The 22,944-nt window shown below is 64.6% G+C and carries 22 protein-coding genes; 3 read left to right on the top strand and 19 right to left on the bottom strand.

The genetic code is table 11. From position 1 onward, the window contains the following. Window positions 1–13: 13 nt before the first annotated feature. From WG922_RS15920 to cadR, 5 genes are all read right to left on the bottom strand, one after another. Window positions 14–1,447, bottom strand: coding sequence for a TolC family protein (locus tag WG922_RS15920; RefSeq protein ID WP_340283733.1), 1,434 nt, complete (start codon window positions 1,445–1,447; stop codon window positions 14–16). After that, on the bottom strand, window positions 1,447–1,800 hold the full coding sequence (locus WG922_RS15915; RefSeq protein ID WP_340283731.1) for a hypothetical protein: 354 nt from the start codon (window positions 1,798–1,800) through the stop codon (window positions 1,447–1,449). The genes WG922_RS15920 and WG922_RS15915 overlap by 1 nt, the downstream gene beginning before the upstream one ends. Window positions 1,801–2,529: 729 nt before the next feature. Beyond that, window positions 2,530–2,979 (bottom strand): HAD domain-containing protein, encoded by a 450-nt coding sequence (locus tag WG922_RS15910; RefSeq protein ID WP_340283730.1) that lies wholly within the window; start codon window positions 2,977–2,979, stop codon window positions 2,530–2,532. A 325-nt stretch (window positions 2,980–3,304) separates the two neighbouring features. Then, window positions 3,305–4,108 (bottom strand): ZIP family metal transporter, encoded by an 804-nt coding sequence (locus WG922_RS15905; RefSeq protein WP_340283729.1) that lies wholly within the window; start codon window positions 4,106–4,108, stop codon window positions 3,305–3,307. Window positions 4,109–4,247: 139 nt separating this feature from the next. Next, the gene (gene cadR, locus WG922_RS15900) at window positions 4,248–4,715 is read right to left on the bottom strand and encodes a Cd(II)/Pb(II)-responsive transcriptional regulator (protein ID WP_340283728.1); all 468 of its coding nucleotides are present in this window, start codon (window positions 4,713–4,715) and stop codon (window positions 4,248–4,250) included. A 54-nt stretch (window positions 4,716–4,769) separates the two neighbouring features. Between cadR and WG922_RS15895 the strand changes: the two genes are divergently transcribed. Further along, window positions 4,770–7,022 (top strand): heavy metal translocating P-type ATPase, encoded by a 2,253-nt coding sequence (locus WG922_RS15895; RefSeq protein ID WP_340283727.1) that lies wholly within the window; start codon window positions 4,770–4,772, stop codon window positions 7,020–7,022. A 312-nt stretch (window positions 7,023–7,334) separates the two neighbouring features. On the opposite strand, the gene WG922_RS15890 is transcribed toward WG922_RS15895, so the two are convergent. The 11 genes from WG922_RS15890 to WG922_RS15840 form a co-directional block, all read right to left on the bottom strand. Beyond that, window positions 7,335–8,075 (bottom strand): hypothetical protein, encoded by a 741-nt coding sequence (locus WG922_RS15890; RefSeq protein ID WP_340283726.1) that lies wholly within the window; start codon window positions 8,073–8,075, stop codon window positions 7,335–7,337. Between the two features lie 72 nt (window positions 8,076–8,147). Continuing rightward, window positions 8,148–9,182: a cation diffusion facilitator family transporter gene (locus WG922_RS15885; protein WP_340283725.1), complete on the bottom strand. Its 1,035-nt coding sequence runs from the start codon at window positions 9,180–9,182 to the stop codon at window positions 8,148–8,150. Window positions 9,183–9,228: 46 nt separating this feature from the next. Continuing rightward, window positions 9,229–9,885, bottom strand: coding sequence for a DsbA family protein (locus WG922_RS15880; RefSeq protein WP_340283724.1), 657 nt, complete (start codon window positions 9,883–9,885; stop codon window positions 9,229–9,231). Continuing rightward, window positions 9,882–10,298: a disulfide bond formation protein B gene (locus WG922_RS15875; protein ID WP_340283723.1), complete on the bottom strand. Its 417-nt coding sequence runs from the start codon at window positions 10,296–10,298 to the stop codon at window positions 9,882–9,884. Before WG922_RS15875 ends, WG922_RS15880 begins: the two co-directional genes overlap by 4 nt. A gap of 56 nt (window positions 10,299–10,354) precedes the next feature. Beyond that, entirely contained in the window at window positions 10,355–10,702 is a 348-nt protein-coding gene (locus WG922_RS15870; RefSeq protein ID WP_340283721.1) for a hypothetical protein, read from the bottom strand. Beyond that, complete coding sequence (locus tag WG922_RS15865) at window positions 10,702–11,082, bottom strand: hypothetical protein (RefSeq protein ID WP_340283720.1); 381 nt, start codon at window positions 11,080–11,082, stop codon at window positions 10,702–10,704. Before WG922_RS15865 ends, WG922_RS15870 begins: the two co-directional genes overlap by 1 nt. A 36-nt stretch (window positions 11,083–11,118) precedes the next feature. After that, the gene (locus tag WG922_RS15860) at window positions 11,119–14,232 is read right to left on the bottom strand and encodes an efflux RND transporter permease subunit (RefSeq protein WP_340283719.1); all 3,114 of its coding nucleotides are present in this window, start codon (window positions 14,230–14,232) and stop codon (window positions 11,119–11,121) included. Between the two features lie 8 nt (window positions 14,233–14,240). Continuing rightward, on the bottom strand, window positions 14,241–15,209 hold the full coding sequence (locus tag WG922_RS15855; RefSeq protein WP_340283718.1) for an efflux RND transporter periplasmic adaptor subunit: 969 nt from the start codon (window positions 15,207–15,209) through the stop codon (window positions 14,241–14,243). A 143-nt stretch (window positions 15,210–15,352) separates the two neighbouring features. Further along, entirely contained in the window at window positions 15,353–15,934 is a 582-nt protein-coding gene (locus WG922_RS15850; RefSeq protein WP_340283717.1) for a hypothetical protein, read from the bottom strand. Beyond that, window positions 15,931–17,133, bottom strand: coding sequence for a TolC family protein (locus WG922_RS15845; RefSeq protein ID WP_340283716.1), 1,203 nt, complete (start codon window positions 17,131–17,133; stop codon window positions 15,931–15,933). Before WG922_RS15845 ends, WG922_RS15850 begins: the two co-directional genes overlap by 4 nt. A gap of 85 nt (window positions 17,134–17,218) precedes the next feature. Beyond that, window positions 17,219–17,575, bottom strand: a complete 357-nt coding sequence (locus WG922_RS15840; RefSeq protein ID WP_340283715.1) for a hypothetical protein — start codon at window positions 17,573–17,575, stop codon at window positions 17,219–17,221. A 346-nt stretch (window positions 17,576–17,921) separates the two neighbouring features. Between WG922_RS15840 and WG922_RS15835 the strand changes: the two genes are divergently transcribed. Further along, the gene (locus tag WG922_RS15835; RefSeq protein ID WP_340283714.1) at window positions 17,922–18,623 is read left to right on the top strand and encodes an undecaprenyl diphosphate synthase family protein; all 702 of its coding nucleotides are present in this window, start codon (window positions 17,922–17,924) and stop codon (window positions 18,621–18,623) included. Window positions 18,624–19,128: 505 nt separating this feature from the next. On the opposite strand, the gene WG922_RS15830 is transcribed toward WG922_RS15835, so the two are convergent. Genes WG922_RS15830 through WG922_RS15820 form a run of 3 tightly spaced genes read right to left on the bottom strand, consistent with a single transcriptional unit; the run spans window position 19,129 to window position 20,849 of the window. After that, the gene (locus WG922_RS15830) at window positions 19,129–19,695 is read right to left on the bottom strand and encodes a hypothetical protein (protein WP_340283713.1); all 567 of its coding nucleotides are present in this window, start codon (window positions 19,693–19,695) and stop codon (window positions 19,129–19,131) included. Then, window positions 19,695–20,144: a DUF305 domain-containing protein gene (locus tag WG922_RS15825; RefSeq protein ID WP_340283712.1), complete on the bottom strand. Its 450-nt coding sequence runs from the start codon at window positions 20,142–20,144 to the stop codon at window positions 19,695–19,697. Before WG922_RS15825 ends, WG922_RS15830 begins: the two co-directional genes overlap by 1 nt. A gap of 15 nt (window positions 20,145–20,159) precedes the next feature. After that, complete coding sequence (locus WG922_RS15820) at window positions 20,160–20,849, bottom strand: c-type cytochrome (protein WP_340283711.1); 690 nt, start codon at window positions 20,847–20,849, stop codon at window positions 20,160–20,162. Window positions 20,850–21,179: 330 nt separating this feature from the next. Between WG922_RS15820 and WG922_RS15815 the strand changes: the two genes are divergently transcribed. Next, window positions 21,180–22,916, top strand: a complete 1,737-nt coding sequence (locus tag WG922_RS15815; protein WP_340283710.1) for a hypothetical protein — start codon at window positions 21,180–21,182, stop codon at window positions 22,914–22,916. The last annotated feature ends 28 nt before the right edge of the window (window positions 22,917–22,944 follow it).

Raw genomic sequence — 22,944 nt, 5'->3', positions numbered from 1 at the left:
TGGTCCCTTCGGATCAGTGCCCGGCCGGCTCGGCGGGGGCACTTCCCCCGGCAGCAGGCATGGCTGCGGCCTGGCCCGAAGAGGGCCTTCCGATCAACGTGGAAGAAAGAGCGGCGTCGGCCAGCCAGAAGTTGCGCTGCGCCTCGATGGCGGTGATGACGCCCGAGACCTGGTCGCGCGCGTCGGCCAGCAGCTCGAAGACGCCGATCATCATCCCGTTGTAGCGAAGGACGTTCTCCTCCGAGATCGTCTTGCGCAGCGGCACCATCTCGCCCAGCTGGTGCCTGGCCTGGTCGTAGGCGGTGCGATACGCGGCATAGCTCTCGCGTGCCTGCGATGAGGCGCTGCGGGCCACCGCCTCATAGCCGTTCACTGCGGCCAGGCTGCGCGCATCAAGCGCTGCGCGGCGGGTGGAACCCCAGTCAAAGAGCGGAAGACGGATCTCCAGCTCATAGCCGCGCGTGGTGGAGCGTTCCCCATCGCCTCCGAAGTGAGAGTCGCGCCGCACCCCCAGTTCGACGTCCGTGAGGCTGGTGAGAAGGTCGACGCCCCGCGAGCGACCCGCCGCGTCAAGCTCCAGGCGAGCCAGGCGGGCGTCCAGCCGCTGATCGGACAAAGCTTTGGCGATGTCGGATGGACCCTTCGGCGCCTTGGGGAGCTGTGGCAGCCGCTCAGGCAGCTTCAGCGCCGCTGCCTGGGCATCGGTGAGGCCCAGCTGCCGCACAAGGGCTTCACGCGTGGCGACACTCGCCTGCCGTGCGCTGGCTAGGCGCGAGGTGGCGTCACCGTAGAACAGGTGCTGGCGTGCCGCCTGCAACTTGGTCAGGTTGCCCACCTGTTGCATGCGCCTGGCGAGCTCGGCACTCGCTTCGGCGGCATCCTTGACCTGGATCGCGTACGTCTCCACCTCCTGGGCCGCCACCGCGTTCACCCAGGCCTGCTTGGCGGCTGAGACCTGGTCGATCACGGCGCCGGCCATGCGCACGCGCGCTTGTTCGGCCTGGACCTGTGAGACGGCGCGCCGCTGCGGCAGCGTGATGAGGTCGAACAGCCCGAATGACAGCAGCCGGCCGATCTCGAGGTCGGCGCCTTCGCGCAAACGCTCGAACGAGAAGACCAGGCCACCCGGCAGCCCGCGCTGCTGAGCTTGCGCGAGTTCACCCCAGCTTTGAGCCAGCGCGGCCTGGAAGGAGGGACTATTGGCGAGCGCCAGCTGCGCCGCGCCGTCCATCGTCAGGGGCTTGGCGAGCAGGTCGGCGGCGAGCTTGTCAGACGCCTGACGCTGGGCCGCGTCGCGTGAGAGCGTCGCCGTGGCGCCGCCTGCGATCGGACTTGCCAGTTCATTGGCCCGCCCGAGCGCCGCATCCATGTTGGGAGCGGCGCAGCCGGCCAGGGCAATCGCCGCGGCAGCGACAGCCGCCAGCTTGATGGGAGAGCGCGTCTTCATCAGTGATGCCCCTCATGCGGGTTGGCCGCCTTGGGCTGCTGCGCTGGAGCCGGGGCCGAAGCCGGTTCCGCCGGTGCGGCCGGCTGGGCGGGTGGCGACGCCTGGCCTTGGCCGCCACTGATCTCGCGGGCATAGGCGCGCCAGCCGCCGATCTCGCGGACGGTGTCGTTGCTGCGGCGCCAGTCCTGGATCTCCTCGGCGGCAAACGGCCGGTAGCTCTCGAAGGCCGAGTTGTAAGCGGCGCTCGCCGCGGGTGTTGGAGACTGCTCGGGCGCAGCGCTTTGGGCAGCTGCCTGCAGACCTGCAAGCAGTGCCGGCAGGCCCAACAGAAGTGTTCTGGTCGTGGGTGACATGGTTCCTCGCTGAGATTTCTTCGGAGCGCAGGCCGACGAAGGCAGAGCCTCACGGTCACGTGCGCAGCGGAAATGCGGCAGCCCGCCCCGGATCAGTGGGGGCTGGAGCGGCCTCTCAGGCGCGAGGAGGTTTGTCTGGGCGCGGGGTGGCGCGGCTTAGTGCAGGCATCGTCGGCTGAGGCAGGACAGCCGATGGGGAGTCAGCCGCAGATTGACTGGGCAAAGACTCGGAAAGTGCCACCAGATGGCAGCCGGAAGCGCAAATGGGGCAAGCGTGGGCAGCTTCCTCTGCGTTTACAGACTGCTGGTCGTCGTCCGCGGACTGCACCGCGTCCGCGTGCGGATGTGCGTCGGCCTTCGCAGCGTGGCTGCTCTGGTGGTTGACGCTCTCATGACCCTGAGCGTGATGGTGGTCGTGCCCAGAGTGCTCCTCGTGACCTGCCGCCGCTGAGGCGACGTTCTGGTCGCAGAACAGCATCGAGGCCGCCGCGATCCCCTGCAGGGGCAGCGCGGCCATCAGAAGCCAGGCGACGAAGAGGCGAACAAACGACATTGCAAGCGACATGGTAGCGCAGGCAGGGGCTTTCCCGCGCAATTGAAGGTTCCTACGAACACGAAATCTGCTGATGTTCCCAAGTTTTCGAGAATGATCAACCTTCACCTTGGGGGAAGGTCAAGAGAAAGGATCTGCGTCTTGGCGTGCTTGTCTGGGCCTTATGAGGCTCAGCATCACACCAGACGACGATAGCGGGCGACAAGCTCCTCGATGTCGACTTGTTTCAACCCGGTCTCGCCATCCACCAGGACGACATGCTTATGGAACGGCCTGAACAACCAGGCGCGGTCTTCCAGCGCGAGCCACGGGCGCGACAGCAGGCCATGATCGCGCAACCACGCGGTGCACTCCGCCTCGCGCCGGTAGGCGTAGAGCTGGTCGGGCACATCACCCAACTCGGAAAAAGTCGGAGTTAGATCGTGGATGCGCTGGCGCAGCGTCGGTGGAAGACGAAGGGCGAGAGAGTCAATGCCGCGAACTCTCCAGGTGCTCGAGATCACAACCTGCAGGAGCGGCAGCCGCTCCAAGGCACCCTCCAGCAACGGTAGCCGGCAGAAGTACATGTCCTCACGGCAGTGTTCAGGATGGAGCACGCCGTCAAAGTCCAGGAACAGTGGGATCACCTCCAAAGGATAAAGAAATGCGCAAACGCCGCGAAAGACTACTTCTTTATCCCTTGGCCGCCTTAGGAACGTGCCCACTCAAGAGTGCGCACGCCCGGGGGAGCGCAATGCGGCCCAAGTCGCCGCATCAGACAATGCCCAGCAGCCAGAGGCGCGATCTCCTGATCAGTGGCCGGACTGCCAAGCGGCCCGTTTTATAGCTCGGCACTATAAAACGCTATAAAGCCGCGCCGGCGAGGCGATGCCATTCGTAGCTCCCGCCCGTCGCCCTCTGGCGGTGGCTACTCAACTGTGAACCCACGCGATCCTCAAGGGTGGATACGAGCTAAGTCCTTGTCGCCATTGACCTTTCTGGCGGTTTACTTGCATCAGATAGATAATGCCGGCTAAACCGCTCGAGCCCCGCCGAGACGAGCACGAACAGCACAAAGCCGCTGGTGAAGGCAAGCATTGACCACTTCGTGTCTTCTCCGCTCTCGTGCGCTTCACTGATCATGTCCTCAACAGCTGCGAGAGAGAGCAACCCTGCAACGAACGCAAGCGCCCCCATTTTCCAGGCATCAGCGACGTCACGAAGCAGGAAGTAGGACACCATGGCCATCCCGACCACCGGGATCACGAAGGACGCCGATAGCAAGATCCGACGGGACCTCGGGACCTCGTTCTCCTTCATGTTGGCGATCGTCGCATAGCCTTCCGGGATGTCGGCCAGGACCTGGCCCATCGCAAGCACGAGGGCCATGCTTGCCGACACCGCGGAGCCTGATCCGATCATGAGCCCGTCGCTGGCAAGATCCATGGAGACGGCGATGTAGATCATCCACATACCGCTCGACGAGGCTCCACCCTTCGGTTTGGCAGAGGCTTGCAGCCTATCGACCGCACCGCTGATGGCGACATAGCTCACCCCTCCCGCACCGAAAGCGGCCGCAACGAGCCAGGGAGAAAGTTGCTCGAGTGCCTCCGGCATGAGCTCAGTTGAGACCACCGCGATCACAATGCCGGCCGCCCCATGTAAAGCGATGCTCACGATGCGGTTGTTGGTCGGAAAGAACTCGGCGAGCATGCCGCCGCCAAAGTTGCCGATGGCTGGCAGGAGCGCCAACCCGAGCACAAGCCAGGGATCCACGCGTATCTCCTTGACGTTCTTGTTTGCACGCGAGAGGACGCAAGAATAGGTGGTGCAGCACCTCGTCGGCGTAGGAGCTTGCGAGCGCTCAAGGTGGATCCCGTCCGGCGCCGCTGTTGCGCGCGAACGCAATCCTCTCCTATCCGATCTTCCGGTGAGCTCCGCGAGGATGAGCGAATTGATCGCCTGGCACAGCAGCTGACGTGCTGTCCAGCGAAGCTCTATCCAGTCCACTGAGGATTCCGCAACACGCTGCCTCGCGCGACGCCCCGCACTCATTGCGAAGTGTCCGAAGCTCAGCCTGCAGATCGCGAAGCTCCTTGATGCGCGCAGTGACATGCGCGATGTGCTCATCCAGTAGCTCATTGACCCCTTCGCAGTTCTCAGAAGGTTCGTCCTTGAACCGCAGCAATGTGCGGATCTCCTCGAGCGTCATGTCGAGGGACCGACAGTGCCTAATGAATGCGAGCCTTCGCACGTGCGCGGGCCCATAGAGCCGGTAGTTGGAATCGGTACGCGCTGCCCGAGCAAGCAGCCCTTCCCGTTCGTAGTAGCGGATCGTCTCCGCTTGACATCCGGTTGCCTGCGCCAGCTCTCCAATTTTCATAACCTGCTCCTGAGTACTTGACTCTGTAGCGACTACAAGGTTTGTAATTTGGCCATGAAAAGAGAAACCCTGCGCGAGTCCCGCCCGGACACCTGCTGTTCATCTGGCTGCTCAGTCCCGGTTGCGCAAGCCGCGGCCGCGAGCCACCCCGGCCAGGGGCAGGTCTACCGCATCGCCACAATGGACTGCAGTGTGGAGGAAGCTGAGATCCGCCGCGCCCTCGACGCCGTGCCCGGCATCAGGTCCCTGGGGTTCCAGCTTGGCGCCAGGTCGCTTCGGATCGACGCCGATACAAGCTCATTCGCGCCAGCACTCGACGCAATCCGCAAGGCCGGATTCGACCCGCAGCCGCTGGAGCCGGCGGACCTGGCCGCCCGCACCGGATCTGGCGCTCAGGCCGGCGCACGGGCAGACGAGCACGGGCCGGGAGCCGGCTTGACCCGCATGGGTTTTGCCCTCGCATTCGCGGTCGCTGCCGAAGCCGTGTCGTTCCTGGCGCCGGACGTGCCTACCTGGAAGGCAACGGGCATGGCTTTAGCGGTCGTTGCGATCTGGCTGGCCGGGCTCGACGTCTATAAGAAAGGACTCACGGCGCTGCTGCGCGGCAAGCTCAACATCAATGCCCTCATGTCGGTGGCTGTGACAGGCGCCTTTCTGATCGGCGAGTGGCCGGAGGCTGCAATGGTGATGGCTCTCTACGCCCTTGCTGAGCTCATCGAATCGCGAGCGGTCGACCGCGCGCGCAACTCCATCAAGGGCCTGCTCGAGATGGCGCCAGAGACGGCCCTCGTGCGTGCGGCAGACGCGAGCTGGTCCGAAATGGCGGCATCGCAGGTGCCCGTGGGCGCCACCATCCGCGTGAGGCCAGGCGAGCGGATGCCGCTCGACGGCGTGGTCACCCAAGGAGAGAGCGCGGTCAACCAGGCGCCGATCACCGGCGAAAGCATTCCGGTGGACAAGGCCCCAGGCTCCGCGGTGTTTGCCGGCACGATCAATGAGACAGGTGAACTGGAAGTGCGCGTGACCGCCGCCTCCGCGAACACGACGCTGGCCAGAATCATCCATGCGGTGGAACAGGCGCAGGGCACGCGAGCTCCGACGCAGCGCTTCGTCGACCGGTTCGCGGCCATCTACACGCCTGCGGTCTTTGCGTTCGCACTCGCCACGGCGGCCTTGTTGCCTATGTTGACCGACTCCACGTGGCTCGACGCGATCTACAAGGCACTGGTGCTGCTGGTGATCGCCTGCCCGTGTGCGCTGGTCATCTCCACGCCCGTCACGGTGGTGAGCGGGCTTTCGGCGGCGGCACGCCGCGGCATCCTGGTCAAAGGCGGCACTTTCCTGGAGCAAGCGCGCCTGCTAAAAGCCGTCGCGCTGGACAAGACCGGAACCATCACCGAAGGTAAGCCCAAACTGGTGGAATTCCGTGTCTGGGCTTCTAGTGACGAGAGCCGCGCGAAGAGTCTGGCGAGCGCCCTGGCGTCTCGTTCCGACCACCCCGTGTCCAAGGCCATCGCGCAGGGGCTAGCAGCACAAGGCCCCGACGTGCAGGACTTCAAGGCCCTGCCCGGCCGCGGGGTGCAGGGGGTGGTCGAAGGCGAAGTGATCCTCCTTGGCAACCACCGGATGATGCACGAGCGGGATTTGTGCGGAGTCGAGCTTGAATCACAGCTCGCGGGCCATGAGGCGCAGGGCCGCACGGTAACCTTACTGGCGAGCCAGGCGGGCGTGCTCGCGCTGTTCGCCGTTGCCGACACGATCAAAGAGACATCCAAAGCGGCCGTTGCGGATCTGCGCAGCCTCGGCGTGGAATCGATCATGCTGACTGGCGACAACCCGGCCACGGCCAGAGCCATTGCCGCACAGGCTGGGATTGCTGAAGCCAGGGGAGACCTGCTGCCGGAAGCCAAGATGCAGGCGATTGAGGACCTGCGGGCCCGCTACGGTGCTGTTGGCATGACGGGCGACGGTATCAACGACGCTCCGGCGCTTGCCCAAGCTGACGTCGGATTCGCGATGGGCGCAGCCGGAACCGATACCGCCATGGAAGCCGCGGACGTAGTGATCATGAATGATGATCTGCGGCGCGTGGCCGAGACCGTTCGCCTCTCCCGTAGAACGCACAGCGTGCTTTGGCAAAACATTGCCTTCGCACTCGGGATCAAATCGGTTTTTCTCGTATGGGCAGTCGTTGGCGGTGCCAGCATGTGGATGGCCGTGTTTGCGGACATGGGCGCCAGTCTGCTGGTTGTCGCAAACGGGCTACGGCTACTTCGACCAGCCGCGCCGGTCTCGAAGGAAGCCTAAGCATGGCGTTTGCTACGGGCGACCTTTCAGGTGTTTGTGTACCGAGGCGGGTCATAGCGAGAGTGCTGCTGTGAGCCTTGCAAGAGATATGGCTGCCGGCGCCGCCGGCGTATTAGCTGGCGGCTGCTACTGACTGCCTTCATGGCAGTGGCGAAGCGCGTCGAACGCGGTCACAAGCTTGAGGTGGATCAGGAGTGGAGCGCGAACGGGCCCAGCGCGTCGAAGCGGTCGCTAGAGCCCCTGAGTTGTCCAGCCGCCCTGACCGGAATACGAGCAGCGCCCCAGCATAGGGGGGCTCTGCAGTGCCGCTGGTCACAAAGTCACCAGCAGCCCCGCATAGGCGACTGCGCCTAAGGCAAAGGGCAGGAGCTTGCCCTTCTTCTCTGAGGGCAACTCCTCCTTAAAGACGTTCAGGAGGACAGCGCCTGCCAGCAAAGCCTGCAACACCGCTGGGCCGACATTCGGGACGGTGTAGACGTAGCCTGTGCCCCATCCGACGACAACTGCGCCTGCGAGGAGCCAGCGCCCCAGTCTGTCATAGCCCGCCTTGTGCGCAGCATGCAGGCTGTTGTCGTTGATGAGAAACTTCACCAGCATCGCGAGGAAGAACAGGACAAGGGCTTGGATCGTCTCGTGCCTGTGAATCATCAAATAACCGACCAGCACGTTCATGACGCCGAAGGTGGCCATGTGCAACCAGAACACCGCCGGGCCAGGGCGGTCCGATTCAGACTGCTCTTTTCGACTCGACCGCGAAGTTCTCGCTGCTTTCTCGAGGCCGTAAAAAAGGAGAACGCTCGCAAGCATCAGGAGGTAGGCGTGCCGATCCAGGAACCAAAAGATTCCGCCTTCAGATGCCTGGACCAGCGTTTCCTGACCTTTGCTGATCCCTGGCAGAAGTTGCAGGACCACAAATGCAACCGCTGCGCCGCCTGCAGCTGATAGGAATTTGTGGCGAGGCACGTTCTGGAAGACGCGCAGGCGGTTGGAGAACACGTGGACGCAGGCGAGCACCAATACGGCCGCCAGCGCCGCAAGCTGAATGGTTTGCATGGTCCGGTCCTCTCAGAAAGGGCGAGTGCTCGCTCTGAGGCCTTGATGCGGTGACTGGACGAGCTCAGCACCTCAACCCTCAGCTCCGCTCGAAAGCGTTCCTCTATGGCCGCCGCCCTCGGGCTCCTCACCCGCAATTTCAACTTCGATCGTCACATGCTCAAATGCCTTCGCGCTGAGTAGCTGCCTCACTGCTGCTTTCGCCGCGACGATCTCCTGTCGGGTAACGCCCGGGTTCATCATCAAGTGCGTCGTGAGCACGTGGCTTTCCCCGTCAATCGACCAGCCATGGGTATGCTGCGCCTTGACCACCCCAGGTATGGATCGCACATCCTGCTCAAAACGCTCCATTTCAAATCCCGGCGGCGTGTGTTGAAGAAAGACGGCGAAGAAATGTCTGAGCGTTCGCAATATGTTCCAGAGCACGAACAGCGCGATGCCGATGGAAAGCAGCGGGTCAATGATGGGCAAGTCCCAAATAGACATGGCCGCAGCCCCCAGGAGCACGGCGACCCAGCCCATCGTGTCTTCGAGCAGGTGCCAGCTGACCACGCGCTCTGTCAGCGACGTGCCTCGTCTCACGCGGAGCACTGCAGCGCCATTGAATGCGACCCCAATCAGGGCCAGCACCATCATGCCCGGCGCATTCACCGGCTCGGGCGCGAACAACCTGGAGACGGCGTTCCAGAGCACGAATGACAGCCCCACCACCAGGACTGCGGCGGTGATCAATCCGCCCAACAATGAGTAGCGCCGCAAGCCGTAGGTGTCGCGTGGCGTGCGCCCCTGGCGAGAGAGGCGGTCGAAGTACAAGGCCGCGCCGAGCGACATGGAGTCGCCCAGGTCATGCACAGCGTCGCTCAGAATGGCGATGCTGTTGGTCCAGAGGCCACCGATCACCTCGATGACGGTGAAACTCAGGTTCAGAGCGAAGGCCGCCTTCAGATTTGCGCCGCCGCCGTGAGCGCGGCCATGACCATGACCGTGTGAGTGCCGCAGGCTTTCCGTACCGCGGCTGCCCTCCCCATGGTTATGGTCGTAGTCGTGGTCGTGGTCGTGGTCCGGTCCACTGTCACTTCTGTGGCCGTGCTTGGATCCGTCAGTCATCTCAAGGCCCGCCCTTGCTGCCACCTGCGCCTGGCCATGCAGTTCATCATTTATTCACCATGGACACTTCTTCTGCCACAAGAGCAGCCAGCTGGTCAGGACCGAAGCTCGGGAGGTTGCGGCCGTTGACGAAGAACGTCGGCGTTTTGTTGACCTGCAGCGCCTTGAGGTCTTCGACGTCCTGCTCCAGAACGGCCTGGAACTCAGGGCGTTGGGCGTCCTGCACTGCACGGGCAACATCGAGCCCTACTCGCTCGGCAGCCTCGAAGGCCAGGGCTGGGTTCGGCTTCGCGTGATCCGCCCAGGCGGGCTGGGATGCAAGCACTGCTTCCAGGACCGGCTGGTATTTGTTCTGAAGTCGCGCCGCTTCAAGGAGCTTCACGACTTGCTCAGAGCCCTGGTGGAAAGGTGCATAGCGGATCACCAGGCGAACGACGTCCGGGTATTGCGCCATCAGTTTCTTGACGATTGGATAGAACGCACGACAGGTTTCGCATGCAGGGTCGAAGAACTCGACGATGGTCACGGGTGCTTGTTGCGGCCCGAGTACGGGTGAGTGCATGCGCACCAGACGCGCTTGTTGGGATCGAACCTGCTCTGCCTGCTCCGCTTGAACGCGAGTGCGGTAGGCGCCGATGCCAAAAACAAAGGCGGCAACCACAAGGATCAACAGCACGACAACTGTGCTCTTCTTTGCATTCATGACCGGGTCTTTCGCAGGTAGATAAGAAGCAGGAGGACAACCGCCACAAAGGCGGCCAGCGACAGCCAGGGAAGCTGGACTCCGCCGAGAATGGCAAGGCTTTGGTCACCGCACGACGGTCCGGTCCCGCACGGTATCCACCAGCGTGGCACCCAGCCTGCGACAAGGGCGGTGTGATATCCGGCAAGCACGGCGCCACCGAGCGCAAGAGGCAGTGCGTACACGGCACCACGCCTGTCTTCGCTGAATGCAGCCATGCCCAGGATGATGGCCAAGGGGAACATCAGAATCCGCTGGTACCAGCACAACAGGCAGGGAGTCATCCCCAGAACCTCGCCGATGAAAAGCGCACCGGCTGTAGATATCAGGGCAAGAATCCAAGCCGATAGCAGCCAACCCCAAGCCTTACTCATCGGCTTTCCTGCGTTGTTTCATATGGGCGCATCAGGTTCCCGCAGATCCGGAGGCACTACGCGGCAGAAGACCTCTCGCATTGCAGGTGCGAACATTTCGCGTAGACGAGGTCCCCCGGTGCTGGTTCTGGCGAGCCTGCCGCCAGGGGCACGATGGCGCGTCTTGTACGGCTAACGCCCCGGACAGCCACCACGACGAACCGGGTCGCCGCCAGTTCCTGGCGATCCATCTTGTAGCGGCAGTCCATGGAGTGCCGGCCGCCCAGCTGTGAGGCCTCGGCGACCCGGACCACCTTGCCTTTGCGCCACCCGCTGTCCCAGGCGTACTTGCCTTCGTACACGGATGACGCACAGCCGGTGGCGACCAGGGCGGCCGCCAGCAGCGCGGCAAGGCGCGTGCGCATCACTTCACCTCGAATCGGGCGGTGGCCGCGGGCTTGCCCGCGAGCGAGACGGCCGCAATCCCCTTGGTGCCCTTGGCAACCTTGAAGGTCCCTTTGCCCTCCAGCTTGTCACCGGCGGGCGCGAGGTCGACCTCGGTCTTGTCGCTGCCGTTGAGCAGCGTCACCTTGCCCTTTGCTCCCTCGAGCTTGACCGGCTTGCCGTGATCAGAGACGTACACATGGATCACCTCGGCCTTGGGGACGATCTCGAAGTCCAGGGCTTTGGTTTCCACAAAGATGCCGCCGTGCTTGGCCGCATGATCGTCCTTCTGAGCGATTGCGGCGCCGGAGAAGCCAAAAGCAACGGCTGCAGCAGCGACGGCGATGTGCTTGATGAACATGGAAATTCCTTTCGGTGGTTGGGGGAGGAAGCTGGATCAGAAGGCTTCGGAGCCCGATTGGTTGACCAGGTTTTCGATCGGCTTGCGGCCAAAGAGCTTGACCATTGCCGGGGTGAGGAACGAGTCCAGCAGCGTGGAGGTGATAAGCCCGGAGAAGATCACGACGGCCACGGGATGCAGGATTTCAGTGCCGGGCTGATCGGCCTCGAAAAGCAGAGGCGAGAGCGCCAGCGCGGCGACCAGCGCCGTCATGAGCACCGGTGTGAGTCGTTCCAGCGATCCGCGCGCGAGCATGTGGTCGCCGAAGTTCTCGTTTTCGAACGCGCACAGGTTCACGTAGTGCGAGACCTTCATGATTCCGTTGCGGATTGCGATGCCTGCCAACGTAATGAAGCCCACGAGCGCCGCCACCGACAGCGGCTGGCCGGAGAGCCACAGTCCGAAGACGGCGCCCACCAGCGCTAACGGAATGTTCGCCATGATGATCGTGGCCAGCACGGCGGACTTGTAGCGCGAGTACAGGATCAGGAAGATGAGAGCCACCGACGCGATGGACAGCAACCCGATCAGCCGGCTCGCGTCTTCCTGCGCCTGGAACTGCCCCCCGATCGTGATGAAGTAACCCTCGGGCAGGTTGGTCGAGTCAGCGACTTGGCGAATGTCCGCCACGACATCGCTCAAGGCGCGCCCAGCCGCGTTGGCCGAGATCACGATGCGCCGCCGTCCGTCGTCGCGGCTGATCTGGTTCGGCCCATCGTCCTCCTCCACGACCGCCAGCTGCGACAAGGGCACACGCCCGCCGGGCGTATCGATCACGATGTTGCGCAGGCCCGCAATGCCGCGCGCGGACTCCGGCAGGCGCAGCACCAGGTCGAAGCGGCGGCTGCCCTCCACGATCTGGGCCACCTTCTCGCCGTCGATGATCATCTGCAGCTCGCGCAGCAGCTTGGCTGGTGGAAGGCCGTAGCTCAACGCCTTGTCGTAGTCCGCGCGCACCTTGATCTGGGGCGTGAGGACCTGCTTTTCTACTTCCAGGTCCACCACGCCCTCCACCCGCGAGAGCCGCTGCCGCAGGGCCTCGGCCTGACCGCGCAGCACGTCCAGGTCATCCCCGAAAATCTTGATTGCAATCTGCGTGCGCACGCCCGAGAGCATGTGGTCAATACGGTGGCTGATCGGCTGCCCGATGCCGATGGCCGCGGGCAGCGACGACACGCGCGAGCGCAGGTCGGCGTAGACCTCCTCCACGCTGCGATCGCTGCGCCGCAGCTTCACATCGAGCTCGGAAACATGCACGCCTTCGGCATGCTCGTCCAGCTCGGCCCGGCCGGATCGGCGGCCGACGTGCTCCACCTCGGGCACGGTCTGCAGGTTCCTTTCGGCGACGGCACCGATCCGGATGCTCTCGGCCAGCGTGGTTCCGGGGTTCAGACGCAGCCCGACGAGCGCCACGCCCTCGTTGAAAGGCGGCAGGAAGGTGGTGGGAAAGAACGGCACCGCCGCCGCAGCGGCCAGGGTCGCCACGGCGCCGGCGCCGATCCAGAGCTTGGGACGGGCCAGCACCCGCATCAGCCCGCCCTCATACCGGCGCTTGACCCAGGTCTGCACCTTCGAGTCGCCATGATCGAGCGACTTCATGTTGGGCAGGAGGTAGTAGCACATCACCGGCGTCACCGTGACCGACACCAGCATGGAGGCCAGCAGCGAAACGATGTACGCCACGGCCAGCGGCTGCATCAGGCGTCCTTCGATGCCAGGCAGGAAGAACAGCGGCAGCAGCACCAGCACGATGATCACTGTCGCGTAAACGATGGCCGACCGCACCTCCAGCGTCGACTTGGCGATCAGCTCCAGTGGGCCCATGCGGCGTCCGGGGTGCGCCTGCCGGTCGATCTTCAATCGCCGAAGCACGTTCTCCACGCCGACGACGGCATCGTCCACGAGCCCGCCGATGGCGATCGTGAGCCCGCCGAGCGTCATCGTGTTGATGGAGAAGCCAAAGTACTTGAAGACAAGCACCGTGATCATCACGGACAGCGGAATCGCCGTGAGCGCGATCACGGTTGTCCTGATGTTCATCAGGAACAGATACAGCACCGCCGCCACCACCACACCCGCAGCGAGGAACTTGCCCTGCAGCGTGCTGACAGACGCCTCGATGAAACTCGCCTGGCGCATCGTCACGATCGGCTCGCCCATGCCAGGCGGAAGGCTTTTCTTGAAGCCCGCCAGTGCTTCCTCAACCGCGAGGGTGAGCTTCACCGTGTCGGCGTCTGGTTGCTTCTGCACGCCCAGAAGCACCGCCGGCTTGCCGTTGTAGCCGGCGTCGCCGCGCTTGATCGCGGGGGCGAAGGCCACCGATGCCACCTGTCGCAGACTGATCGGCTGGTTGTTGCGGAACGCCACCGGTAGCCGCTCCAGATCCTCGATCCGGGTGGTCCGCCCGATGTTGCGAATGAGGTACTCGCGCGAGTTGAGCTCCAGGAAGCCCCCGCTCGTGTTCGCCGAAAACCCCTTGAGCGCGTCTTCGATGTCTTCCACGCTCACCTGCAAGGCCGACATGCGGGCGGTGTCGGGCTGCACCTGGTACTGGCGCACCTCGCCGCCGATGGGCACCACCTGGGCGACACCGGGTATCGTCAGCAGCCGGGGGCGGACCACGAAGTCGGCGTACTCCCGCACGGCCATCGGGCTGATCTTGGCCGGATCGATCGGCAGCGCCACCGACATGATCTCGCCCATGATCGAGCTCACCGGCCCCATGCCGACGTGCTCGACCCCGGGGGGAAGCTGTTCGCGCGCCGTGGACAGGCGTTCGCCCACCATTTGACGCGCGCGGTAGATGTCCATGTCCCAGTTGAAGGTTACGTAGACGAACGCCAGGCCCACGCTGGAGACCGAGCGGATGCTTTCCACGCCGGGGATGCCGCCCATCGCGGTTTCGAGCGGAATGGTGATGAGCTGCTCCACCTCCTCGGGCGCCATGCCGCCGGCTTCCGCCTGCAGCGTGACGGTGGGCTTGTTCAGGTCGGGAAAGACATCCACGGGCATGCGCACCAGCGTCATGGCCCCATAGGCCATCAGGACCAGTGCGCCGACGAGAACGATGAGACGGTTGTGCAGTGAGAAATTGACGAGCTTGTCGAACATTCCCGTCCTCACCTGACCTGGTTGATCAGAGCGGCGCCCTGTGTCACCACGCGCTCGCCGGGTTTGAGCCCATTGACGACCGACACGGTGGACCCATCCACCGCAGTGGCACGAACCGGACGCGGTGCGAAGTGCTCGGCCGCGGTGTGGACCCACACCATGTCCTGGTTGCTGGGGCTCTTGACGACGGCCGCCGCCGGAACGGGCACGCCCTTGACCATCGTCTTCGTCTGCACCAGAACCTTGACGGGCTGGTTCACGGCCAACGGAACAGACTGCGAACCGCTGGTACGGAACTGCAGCGGGATGGCACCTTCGCGTTGCGTGCGCCCTGCGCCCATAAACCGAAGCGGCACGCTCACGCCCGGGGTGGGGGTCGCGCTGGCCGTGCCGATGTTGGAAAGCAGCCCCACGTCGAATGCCAGCGCCTCGACGATGAGCCTGTTCGGATCCACGATCTCGAACAGGACTTCGCGCGCATCGACGACCTGGCCAGCCACCACATTGGTGGCCGCGATCACGCCGTCGACAGGCGCTGTCAAGCGTTCGACCGCAACCAGGGATCCGCCCACCGCGGCCGCGCGCTGCTGAAGGCTTTGCACATCGGCCTGCGCCGCCTCGATTTCCTTTTGCGGGACGGTGCCCTCGAGCTGCGCGAGCCGAGCGGCGCGTCGGCGCGCCTGATCGAGCTGCGAACGCAGTTCGGCGGTCTGAGCCTGCTGGTTCGCACGCTCGATCGCCGAAGCCGACGAGCGCACCACGGCCAGCGTTTCGCCTTTGCGAACGGCTTGTCCGAGTTGCGGCAGCCCGCGTGGGCCTGCCTCGACGCGCCCGGCCTGGGTCGGCTGGACGCGGCCACCGGCATTGGCATCCATCAGGACGCGACCTGTGAGCTCGACGGTCTGTGGCGTGAGCTTCTCTTCGGTCACCAAGGTGCGCACCTCCAGCTGGCGCTGCGAGTTCTTCGGCAGGAACACGCTGCCATCCGGCTGCCGCTTGGGGGAGTTGCTGGTCGCGGCCGGCGCGGCCTTGCCGTGGTTGTGGTCAGCACCGGCGAAAGAGGGCAGTGCGATCGCTCCTGCCAGGAGCGCGCACCCGGTCAGCGTGAGCAGGCGGTTATTCATTGCAAGTCCTTTCGCGCGCTGCGTGCAGTGCGCTTGCGCATGGCGATGGCCACCGCGGTGAGAAGTGCCAGTGCGGCCAGTCCCGCTGCGGCAAGCACGCCCCAGCGCTGCCAGGGGCTGGCTTCCTCCTCCTCATGCGCATGGGTGTCTGCAATGTCGAGCTCACCGGCGAGCAGATCGGTATCGGTGCCGGAGGTCACCGTGAAGGAGAAGGGGACATGCCCGGGCTTGGACAGCGCGTCGAGCTTGATGATGTAGGTGCCGTCAGCCTGGGGCGCAGCGACGCCCTTCGCCTCCCCGGACTCAAACTCCACCTTGGCGTCCACCACGGGTTCGTTGGTTGCATACCGGTCCAGGTAGACAGTCAGCTGGCCGTTTTCGGCAATACCCACCAGTTCGAAAAGGTCCGAATGCGCTTCGAAGCGGGGGCTGGCAGCGCCTTGTTCGACCGCCGCTTCGTTTCCGTGGTCATGGCCTTCCTCGGCAAACGCTGGCAAGGTGATGTGGAAGAGCGCCGCCGCAAAAAGTGCCTGAAGCAGCAAGTGCCGCCAGAGGGGGCACACGTGTTTTCTTGTCATTGAACGGATCCGTTAGATTGATTGAGTCGGGTGATGGCGCGACGCGCCTCCAGGGCAGCCCTGGCGCGCGCGAGTTCGGCCTCAAAGCGCTCAGCGTCCGCCCGTAGCCGGGTTGGCAGGTCGCTCTCACCGAGGCGGTGTGAAGTGGCGACGAGCTCCTGGGCCTCTCGTGCAAGCCGCTCGCGCTCTAGGGCGAGTTGGTGCGCCCGCTGGGCGGCAGCAACCTCGGCACTGGCAGCTTGGCGATCTGCCTCGACCTGCCGCCGTGCAGCGTCCAGCTCGGCCCCAGCCGCGTCCAGTTCTGCCCGCGCTGCGGCAATTCGTGCGCCGTTGCGGATGTCCCCGCCCAAAGGAATGCGAAGTGAGACTTGGATTGCGTTCTCGTCCGCAGCTCCGGGCCCTGGACGCTCCCGAACGACGCCGACGCCGACCTCCATCGGGTCGCTCCGATCAGCGTCTGCGAGTCTCAGTCGCGCCCGGGCCGCATTCCACTGGGCCTCAGCCGCCGAAACGAGCGGGTGTGTTGCATGGGGCACGGGCGCCTCGGCCAGGGCCGCGACCTGGCTTAGCCCTGTCAGTGCCCGCCAGGTAGATTGCGCCCGGGACAGGGAGCCCTCCGCCACGGCTCGCATGGCCTCGGCCTCTCGCACTGCACCTTGGGCGCGAAGGAGATCAATACGTGCGGTGTCACCCGCGCGCACGCGCCGTTCGACGTCAGCGGCAAGGGCCGCCGCTTCTGTCAGCTTGCGCTCGGCCGCATCGCGCTCGACCTGCGCGAGCGCCACCGCGGCTGCAAGCTCGCGTGCCTCGGCTGCCAGCTTCAGCTTGGTGGCGTCGATCTGAGTGGCCAGCAGTTGCCGGTCCGCGTCGATCTGGGACTTCGTCGCAGTTCTCAGGCGCGGTTGCCAGAGCGGGGCGGAGATTTCCGCCTCCGTCTCCCGCGCGCCGCTCGCTTGTCCGCGGCCAGCGCGATGCGATAGTGAAAGCGCCGGTGGCCCCGCCAGAAATGCGCCCGCGGCGCGTGCCCTGGCGTCTAGCTCGGCTTGGCGGCTTAACAATGACCTAGCTTGGGGGCTCAGCTGCCAGGCGGATTCGACAGCTTCTGTGAGCGTCGGTTGCGGCTGCGCCCATGCCGAACAGGCGAGCGCAAGAAATCCAAGCAGCACGGCCTGCCGCGGCCGTGAAAAAGACAAAGGCATCGAGTTCTCCGAAAGTCGAAAAGGGACGACTTCGGCGAACCGCGAGCAAGGAAATAAAAGAGGAAGAGTGTATCGCGGCCCGCCGTCAGGCGGCGAGCCATTTCGGGCGTTCCACTCGTGCCGAGAGTTGAATCAGGGCCGGCGCCGGTCCGGAAGTCAGGTTGATCTGACTGGATACTTGCGCTGTGAACTCCGGTGCAGCATGGCCCATCAGATGGTGTAGACCGTGGCAGGCGTGGGCCGCGCCACAGCAGGCGTCGGAGAACTGCTTCCCGTCTTCAATTTCCACGTTCGACACATCAAGGGCGATCGCGCGGTCGGATCCCGGGGCCTGCGCGTGCGCAGTAGCTGTCGCAAGCTCGTCGTGACAAGCGTGCACGGCCGCCCAGCTCATTTGCAGAGGCAGCACGAATGCGAGCAGCAACAACAACCAGCGTCTCATGGGCCGCGCCATCCTACCATCTACGGATATACAGACCTCGCGGCCGGGCAACATTTGGATGCTTTAGTCCCCCCAACGAAGGCAGGCCCGTCAAGGTATTGCAGGGTGTTCCAGCCGCCCCCACCTCATGCAAGCCGTAGCACGGTCACAGGGGTCACCGCCGCCTAGGCTGCCGAGCGCGGATCGCACATGATGATCCCATGCATAGCGTGTGGCAGCAGCGGCGAGCCTTTGCCGCGCTCGTGGCGGGGCACCATGAGCTCGGCCGCAACGGTGTCCAGGCGTTATGTGACGTTCGCAGGCCCCGGGGGTGGCGGGTAGTCGAGGCTGCAGGCGGACCTACGGTGTGAGCCTGCAGGCGCCTTCCTACACGCAATCCGGGCAGCGTCGAGCATTGGCCAAGCCGATCTGCGGAGAGCATCTGCCTTCAATGCACCAAAAGCGGTTACCTAAGCACATCGGTTTCATTCCCGACGGTAATCGTCGCTGGGCGGAAGCCCGCGAATTGCCCAAGGAGGCTGGCTACCACCATGGAATCAAGCCCGGCCTCGCGCTGTACGAGGCCTGCGAGAAACTCGGGATCGAGGAGGTGTCCGTGTACGGCTTCACGCAGGACAACACGCATCGGCCCAGTGTGCAGGCCAGGCAGTTCCGTGCCGCATGCGTCGCGTTCGCCCAGGAGATCGCGCACAGGGGGGCGGCCCTCGCGGTCATTGGTGATGCCGAATCCCCGCAGTTTCCCCCGGAACTCGCCCACCTCACGCGGCGCCAGGGAAGCGGCATCAAGGTGAATTTCCTGGTGAACTACGGCTGGCAATGGGACCTAAACGGCCTGCGGGAATCAGGCACGCTGCGTTCGTCCGAGGTGTCGCGCATCGACCTGATCGTGCGCTGGGGCGGTGGACGACGCCTCAGCGGCTTCCCGCCAGTCCAATCCGTGTACGCCGACATGTACGTAGTGGACGACTACTGGCCCGACTACCGAGACGAGCACCTTCGCGAGGCCCTTGAGTGGTGGTCTCGGCAAGACCGTACGTTCGGCGGCTGAACCGCAGTGGGCCACCGCAGGTGGTTGCCGACGCACAGATACCTGTGCATGCTGCGACCTGAGCGGAGTCGGCAGCAGATCGATCAGTGTTCGGTGGGCAGTCAGAGATCTGCGTCTCGGTCCAGCGCAAAGGCGCCGGCACCAGGGTGAACTGGCACCGTCGCCTGCGGCTGGAGAACTGAGGCATGGAGCCGACAGGGTCGGTGCCAGCTTGTCGCCGGACAGATGGCGGCTCGTTTCCGTAGCCACTGCCGTCGGGTAGATGGCGTACACGGTTCGTGTCAATGAATGGTGTAGACACGGCAATCAAAATGCCCGGCTCCACCGCTTTTCGAATGGTCCAGTTCTCGTTCCCTCCCGACCTGCAACGGATGACCGTGTGCTCGATGCCGCTGGAAGAGTGATTGTGCTGGTCGCGCGGCCGGAAAAGTTCTGCGCAGCGCGCCCACGACTTACGTCCACGGCTGCAGGATCCTTTCGCCTCGGCCAGGGATTCACACCAGCGTCAGTGTTCCTGTGTGCCCGAAGGCGCCGCCGTGCGGCACTCGAGGAATCCCCCATAGCCGACCTTCAGCTCTTGGCCGACCTCAAAGGTCATGTCGGCTTCGATGCGTTGGGCACCGCCCTGCTCGGATGCCAAAGCGTGGGGAAGCGGTCGCACGCTGACCCGCACTGGTTCGCTGCTCAGCACGAAACCGGCCGCAGCCAGACCGGACTTCGACGGCTCAGGCTGAAGCGACACGAGGTGGTTGTTGAATTTGATCACACCGAGCTCTGCACTGCCGTCCTGGCGCAGGCCAGCCACCACCACCGGGTGCCCCGAGCCGGTGTACCTGAAGGTGCAGTGAGGACGCGCTCCGATGACCTTGCGGACCTCCGCTCCGCGCAAGGTGGTGGGATCGAGTGTGCGGACATGCGCTCCCTGCAGTGCCTCCTTGGCGCTGGCAACGCGGGCCACTACCGGGGCCGGAGTGGAAGCGTCGTCCGGCAGCTCGCTCTGGCCGCAAGCCGCCAGAAAAGCCACTGCCACACCTGCAGCGACGAAACGGAAAACAGAGGTGCGGCGCCGCATCAGTCGCGCCTCTCGAGGTTCCGCACCAGGTAGCGCATCTCAGCGATCTCGCGCTCCTGGGCCTCGACGATTTCATCGGCAAGCTTGCGCACCCGCGGATCTGTGATTTGCGCGCGGGTGCTGGTCAGGATGGCGATGGAGTGGTGCGGAATCATCGCCTTCATGTACTCGATGTCGTCCACGCTGGCTTGACTGCGCACCAGCCAGAGGGATGCCGCAAAAACGGCAATCGCGCCGCCGAAGATGGCGTAGTTGACGCCCTTCTTGTTGTACATGTTCAGCATGAATGCCAGCATGATCACCGCCATCGTCGAGCCCATGACGAGGGCCATCCAGGCGCGGGTCTCGCTCCAGAACACCTGCTTCCATGCCCACGTATTCAGGTACATAAGGCCGTACATCACCACCGTGGACGTGGCAATCATCGCGGCGAAGCGCCAGTAGGACATCTGCATTGCGTGCTCCTACTGCTTCGGGTTTCCTGAAGGGGGGTGCTGGCTAGCCCCGCCAGGGCCGTGATGGTCGCCGGATGCTGCTGGCCCAGTCGAGCCGCCTTGTTGCCCCCCCGAACGGCCCGGTTGCCCCCCCGAGCCATGGTGGTTGGCGCCGCGCTGTTGGCCAGCTGCGCCCGATCCCGAATCGGACCCCAAGGCAGCGTATCGCTCCGGCGTCATCGCCGGCAACTCGCTGACGAATGCGACGATGCTGCGCAGTGTCTCGTCGTCGTGGGTGGGACCGAACGCCGGCATGCCGGTCATCTTGATGCCGTGCTTGACGATCCAGAGGATTTCGCCGGGCTTCCAATCGGCCGCCGCTTCGGCCAAGTGAGGCGGCTGCGGCCGCATGCCGTCAGCCCATTTCTCGCGCTTGGCGCCAGGACCTCCGTGGCAGTGCTGACACATGGCCTTGTACTCGCCTGCTCCCCTGGCCAGCATCACCGGGGTGACGGGTTCGGCTTGCTGGACCGAACCGGCCCGCTGCTTGACAGAGCTGTGCATTGTTGTGTCGAAAGCCCATCTGGTCACAGAGAGGTGCTCTTCAGTCGCCGCGACGTTGTATGCACCCGTGTAGGCGATCGTTAGTCCGGCGAGCGCGGCAACTACCACTGCACCGAGAAAGCCTACGACGAGCCCTGCGCCAAATTTGTCGCTCATTGTTTACTCCGCAAAAGCTGCTGCCAGCGGGAAGCCGCGGGGTTCAATCTTGCCTTGGCAGCACTATTTTGAGGGCACCCGTTCACCAACTTACACAGGCAGGAGCGCGCGTTACTCTGGACAGGATGTCAGCTGCTCAAACAACATCCAGTGAGGTCCGCAAAGTTAACGCCGAGCAGGGAAAGGTGACGCTTCGCCACGACCGATTACCAACCTAGATATGCCTTCGTTGACCATGGTGTTCCGCGCCCGCGCCGAGCCCCCGGAACCTCTCAGGGGCTTGAAGGCCGGGAGCAAGAGCAAGTTTGACGCCGAAACGGGCCAGTTGTTATGTCATCACCCACATCCAGAAGACCGGGAGTTGAGGGGGCTGCGCCGGGCGATCCTGCAGCGAGCGGCGGCCCTGCCGAGGGTTGCTTTTGCATCACCCTCGACCGCTCGCAGCTGCAGGAACGCCTGCGCAGCGAACTCGGCGACGCGTTAGCCGAGCGCGCCCTGAGCGGCGGGTGGGCAACTGCATTCGCCGAGCTACCGGTGTTCGTCCCCGAGCCGGCACTTCGGCGCATGCGCCAGGCGGTCGAAGCGATCGAGCGGGTGGTGGCGCTGCCCGGCTGGCGCGAGCACAGTCTGCACTCGGCGCCAGAGGCGGCCCGCCACGACCCACAGGGCGCGCGAGGCGCTTTCCTGGGGTACGACTTCCATATCAGCGGGAGCCGCCTGGGGCTGATCGAGATCAACACCAATGCCGGTGGCGCGCTGATGAATGCGCTCCTGGCGCGCGCGCAGCGCGCCTGCTGCAGCGTCTTGCTGCCGATGCAGCCTACGTCGGCGGCGGCTGAGGAGCTGGAGCGCCGCATCGTCGCGATGTTCCAGCGCGAGTGGCACGCGGGCCACGCCGGCGAGCCGCTCAGACGAGTGGCGATCGTCGACAGCGACCCACCTTCTCAGTATCTATACCCCGAGTTCCTCCTGTTTCAGCGGCTGTTCCAGCGGCACGGCATCGAAACGGTAATTGCCAGCCCTGAGCAGCTATCGTTCACCGATGGCCGTTTGCGCCTGGGGGAAGTGGCGATCGACCTGGTCTACAACCGGCTAACCGACTTCTACTTCGAACAGCCGAGCAGTAAGTTCCTGCGAGACGCCTACCTCACCAACGCGGTGGTGGTCACGCCGCACCCACAGGCGCACGCGTTGTATGCGAACAAGGAGCGCCTGGTCGACCTGAGCGATCACCAGACACTGGAGCAGTTCGGCGCCGCCGCCGAAGACCGCGCACTGCTGGCGGAGGTGGTTCCCCGCACCGATCGCGTGCGAGCCGCCAACGCTGACGACCTCTGGAGCCGGCGCCGGGAGCTGTTCTTCAAGCCGGTCAGCGGTTTCGGGGCGCGCGGCGCATTTCGGGGCGACAAGCTTACCCGTCGTACCTGGGAGGACATCCTCAGGGGTGGGTACGTGGCGCAGGCACTGGTGCAGCCGGGTGTGCGGCACACCGCCCGCAGTGAAGGCGACGCGCCGATGAAGTTTGACGTGCGGCAGTACGTGTATGCGGCGCAGGTCCAGTGGACAGGTGCCCGGATGTACCGCGGCCAGACGACGAACTTCCGCACGCCCGGTGGCGGCTTTGCACCGGTGTACACGCTGCCGCAGGCGGACGCGTCAATCGCGCATGCGCTCAAGGACGCGGTATCCCGCGACGATTCCGAATACGCCAGCTACGTCTTCCTGTTGGGCGCGGACGGCGTGCATCCCATCCCGCACGCGCTCTACGTGGCGCTCGCGCGGTCGGAAGCGGCCAGCGACGAACTGGCGGGCCGGGCATTCAGGCTCGCGGACTGGCACGTGCGGCTGGAGCATGGCGCGCCCGCGGATATTGTGCGCGAGTGGTACGGCTGGGTGCGCTTCGATGAAGGTGGCAAGTTCGAGCCGACAGGCTCGCCGGCGAAGTCCAGCGGTGATGCCGCGTCTGGTATCGCAAACGTAGACAGGTCTGCGCTCCCCGGCCCTGCGGAACTGCAGGCGATGCGCGCTGCCGTATTCGGCGGGCGCGATGCGGAGCGCAGCCCTTGAAGCGAACGCCCCCTGCTGCTGAATCGCG

Origin of the sequence: Ramlibacter sp. AN1015 (assembly GCF_037726105.1) — a bacterium.
Classification (GTDB): Bacteria; Pseudomonadota; Gammaproteobacteria; order Burkholderiales; family Burkholderiaceae_C; genus Ramlibacter.
Note: the sequence above shows the minus strand (reverse complement) of the source record. Positions and strands in the feature narration are given on the sequence as shown.

What these genes read in the sequence shown, in the direction of transcription:
- WG922_RS15920 (WP_340283733.1), bottom strand. Translation starts at nt 1,447, where the DNA reads ATGAAGACGCGCTCTCCCATCAAGCTGGCGGCTGTCGCTGCCGCGGCG.
- WG922_RS15915 (WP_340283731.1), bottom strand. Translation starts at nt 1,800, where the DNA reads ATGTCACCCACGACCAGAACACTTCTGTTGGGCCTGCCGGCACTGCTT.
- cadR (WP_340283728.1), bottom strand. Translation starts at nt 4,715, where the DNA reads ATGAAAATTGGAGAGCTGGCGCAGGCAACCGGATGTCAAGCGGAGACG.
- WG922_RS15895 (WP_340283727.1), top strand. Translation starts at nt 4,770, where the DNA reads ATGAAAAGAGAAACCCTGCGCGAGTCCCGCCCGGACACCTGCTGTTCA.
- WG922_RS15890 (WP_340283726.1), bottom strand. Translation starts at nt 8,075, where the DNA reads ATGCAAACCATTCAGCTTGCGGCGCTGGCGGCCGTATTGGTGCTCGCC.
- WG922_RS15885 (WP_340283725.1), bottom strand. Translation starts at nt 9,182, where the DNA reads ATGACTGACGGATCCAAGCACGGCCACAGAAGTGACAGTGGACCGGAC.
- WG922_RS15880 (WP_340283724.1), bottom strand. Translation starts at nt 9,885, where the DNA reads ATGAATGCAAAGAAGAGCACAGTTGTCGTGCTGTTGATCCTTGTGGTT.
- WG922_RS15875 (WP_340283723.1), bottom strand. Translation starts at nt 10,298, where the DNA reads ATGAGTAAGGCTTGGGGTTGGCTGCTATCGGCTTGGATTCTTGCCCTG.
- WG922_RS15870 (WP_340283721.1), bottom strand. Translation starts at nt 10,702, where the DNA reads ATGCGCACGCGCCTTGCCGCGCTGCTGGCGGCCGCCCTGGTCGCCACC.
- WG922_RS15865 (WP_340283720.1), bottom strand. Translation starts at nt 11,082, where the DNA reads ATGTTCATCAAGCACATCGCCGTCGCTGCTGCAGCCGTTGCTTTTGGC.
- WG922_RS15860 (WP_340283719.1), bottom strand. Translation starts at nt 14,232, where the DNA reads ATGTTCGACAAGCTCGTCAATTTCTCACTGCACAACCGTCTCATCGTT.
- WG922_RS15850 (WP_340283717.1), bottom strand. Translation starts at nt 15,934, where the DNA reads ATGACAAGAAAACACGTGTGCCCCCTCTGGCGGCACTTGCTGCTTCAG.
- WG922_RS15845 (WP_340283716.1), bottom strand. Translation starts at nt 17,133, where the DNA reads ATGCCTTTGTCTTTTTCACGGCCGCGGCAGGCCGTGCTGCTTGGATTT.
- WG922_RS15840 (WP_340283715.1), bottom strand. Translation starts at nt 17,575, where the DNA reads ATGAGACGCTGGTTGTTGTTGCTGCTCGCATTCGTGCTGCCTCTGCAA.
- WG922_RS15830 (WP_340283713.1), bottom strand. Translation starts at nt 19,695, where the DNA reads ATGCGGCGCCGCACCTCTGTTTTCCGTTTCGTCGCTGCAGGTGTGGCA.
- WG922_RS15825 (WP_340283712.1), bottom strand. Translation starts at nt 20,144, where the DNA reads ATGTCCTACTGGCGCTTCGCCGCGATGATTGCCACGTCCACGGTGGTG.
- WG922_RS15820 (WP_340283711.1), bottom strand. Translation starts at nt 20,849, where the DNA reads ATGAGCGACAAATTTGGCGCAGGGCTCGTCGTAGGCTTTCTCGGTGCA.
- WG922_RS15815 (WP_340283710.1), top strand. Translation starts at nt 21,180, where the DNA reads ATGTCATCACCCACATCCAGAAGACCGGGAGTTGAGGGGGCTGCGCCG.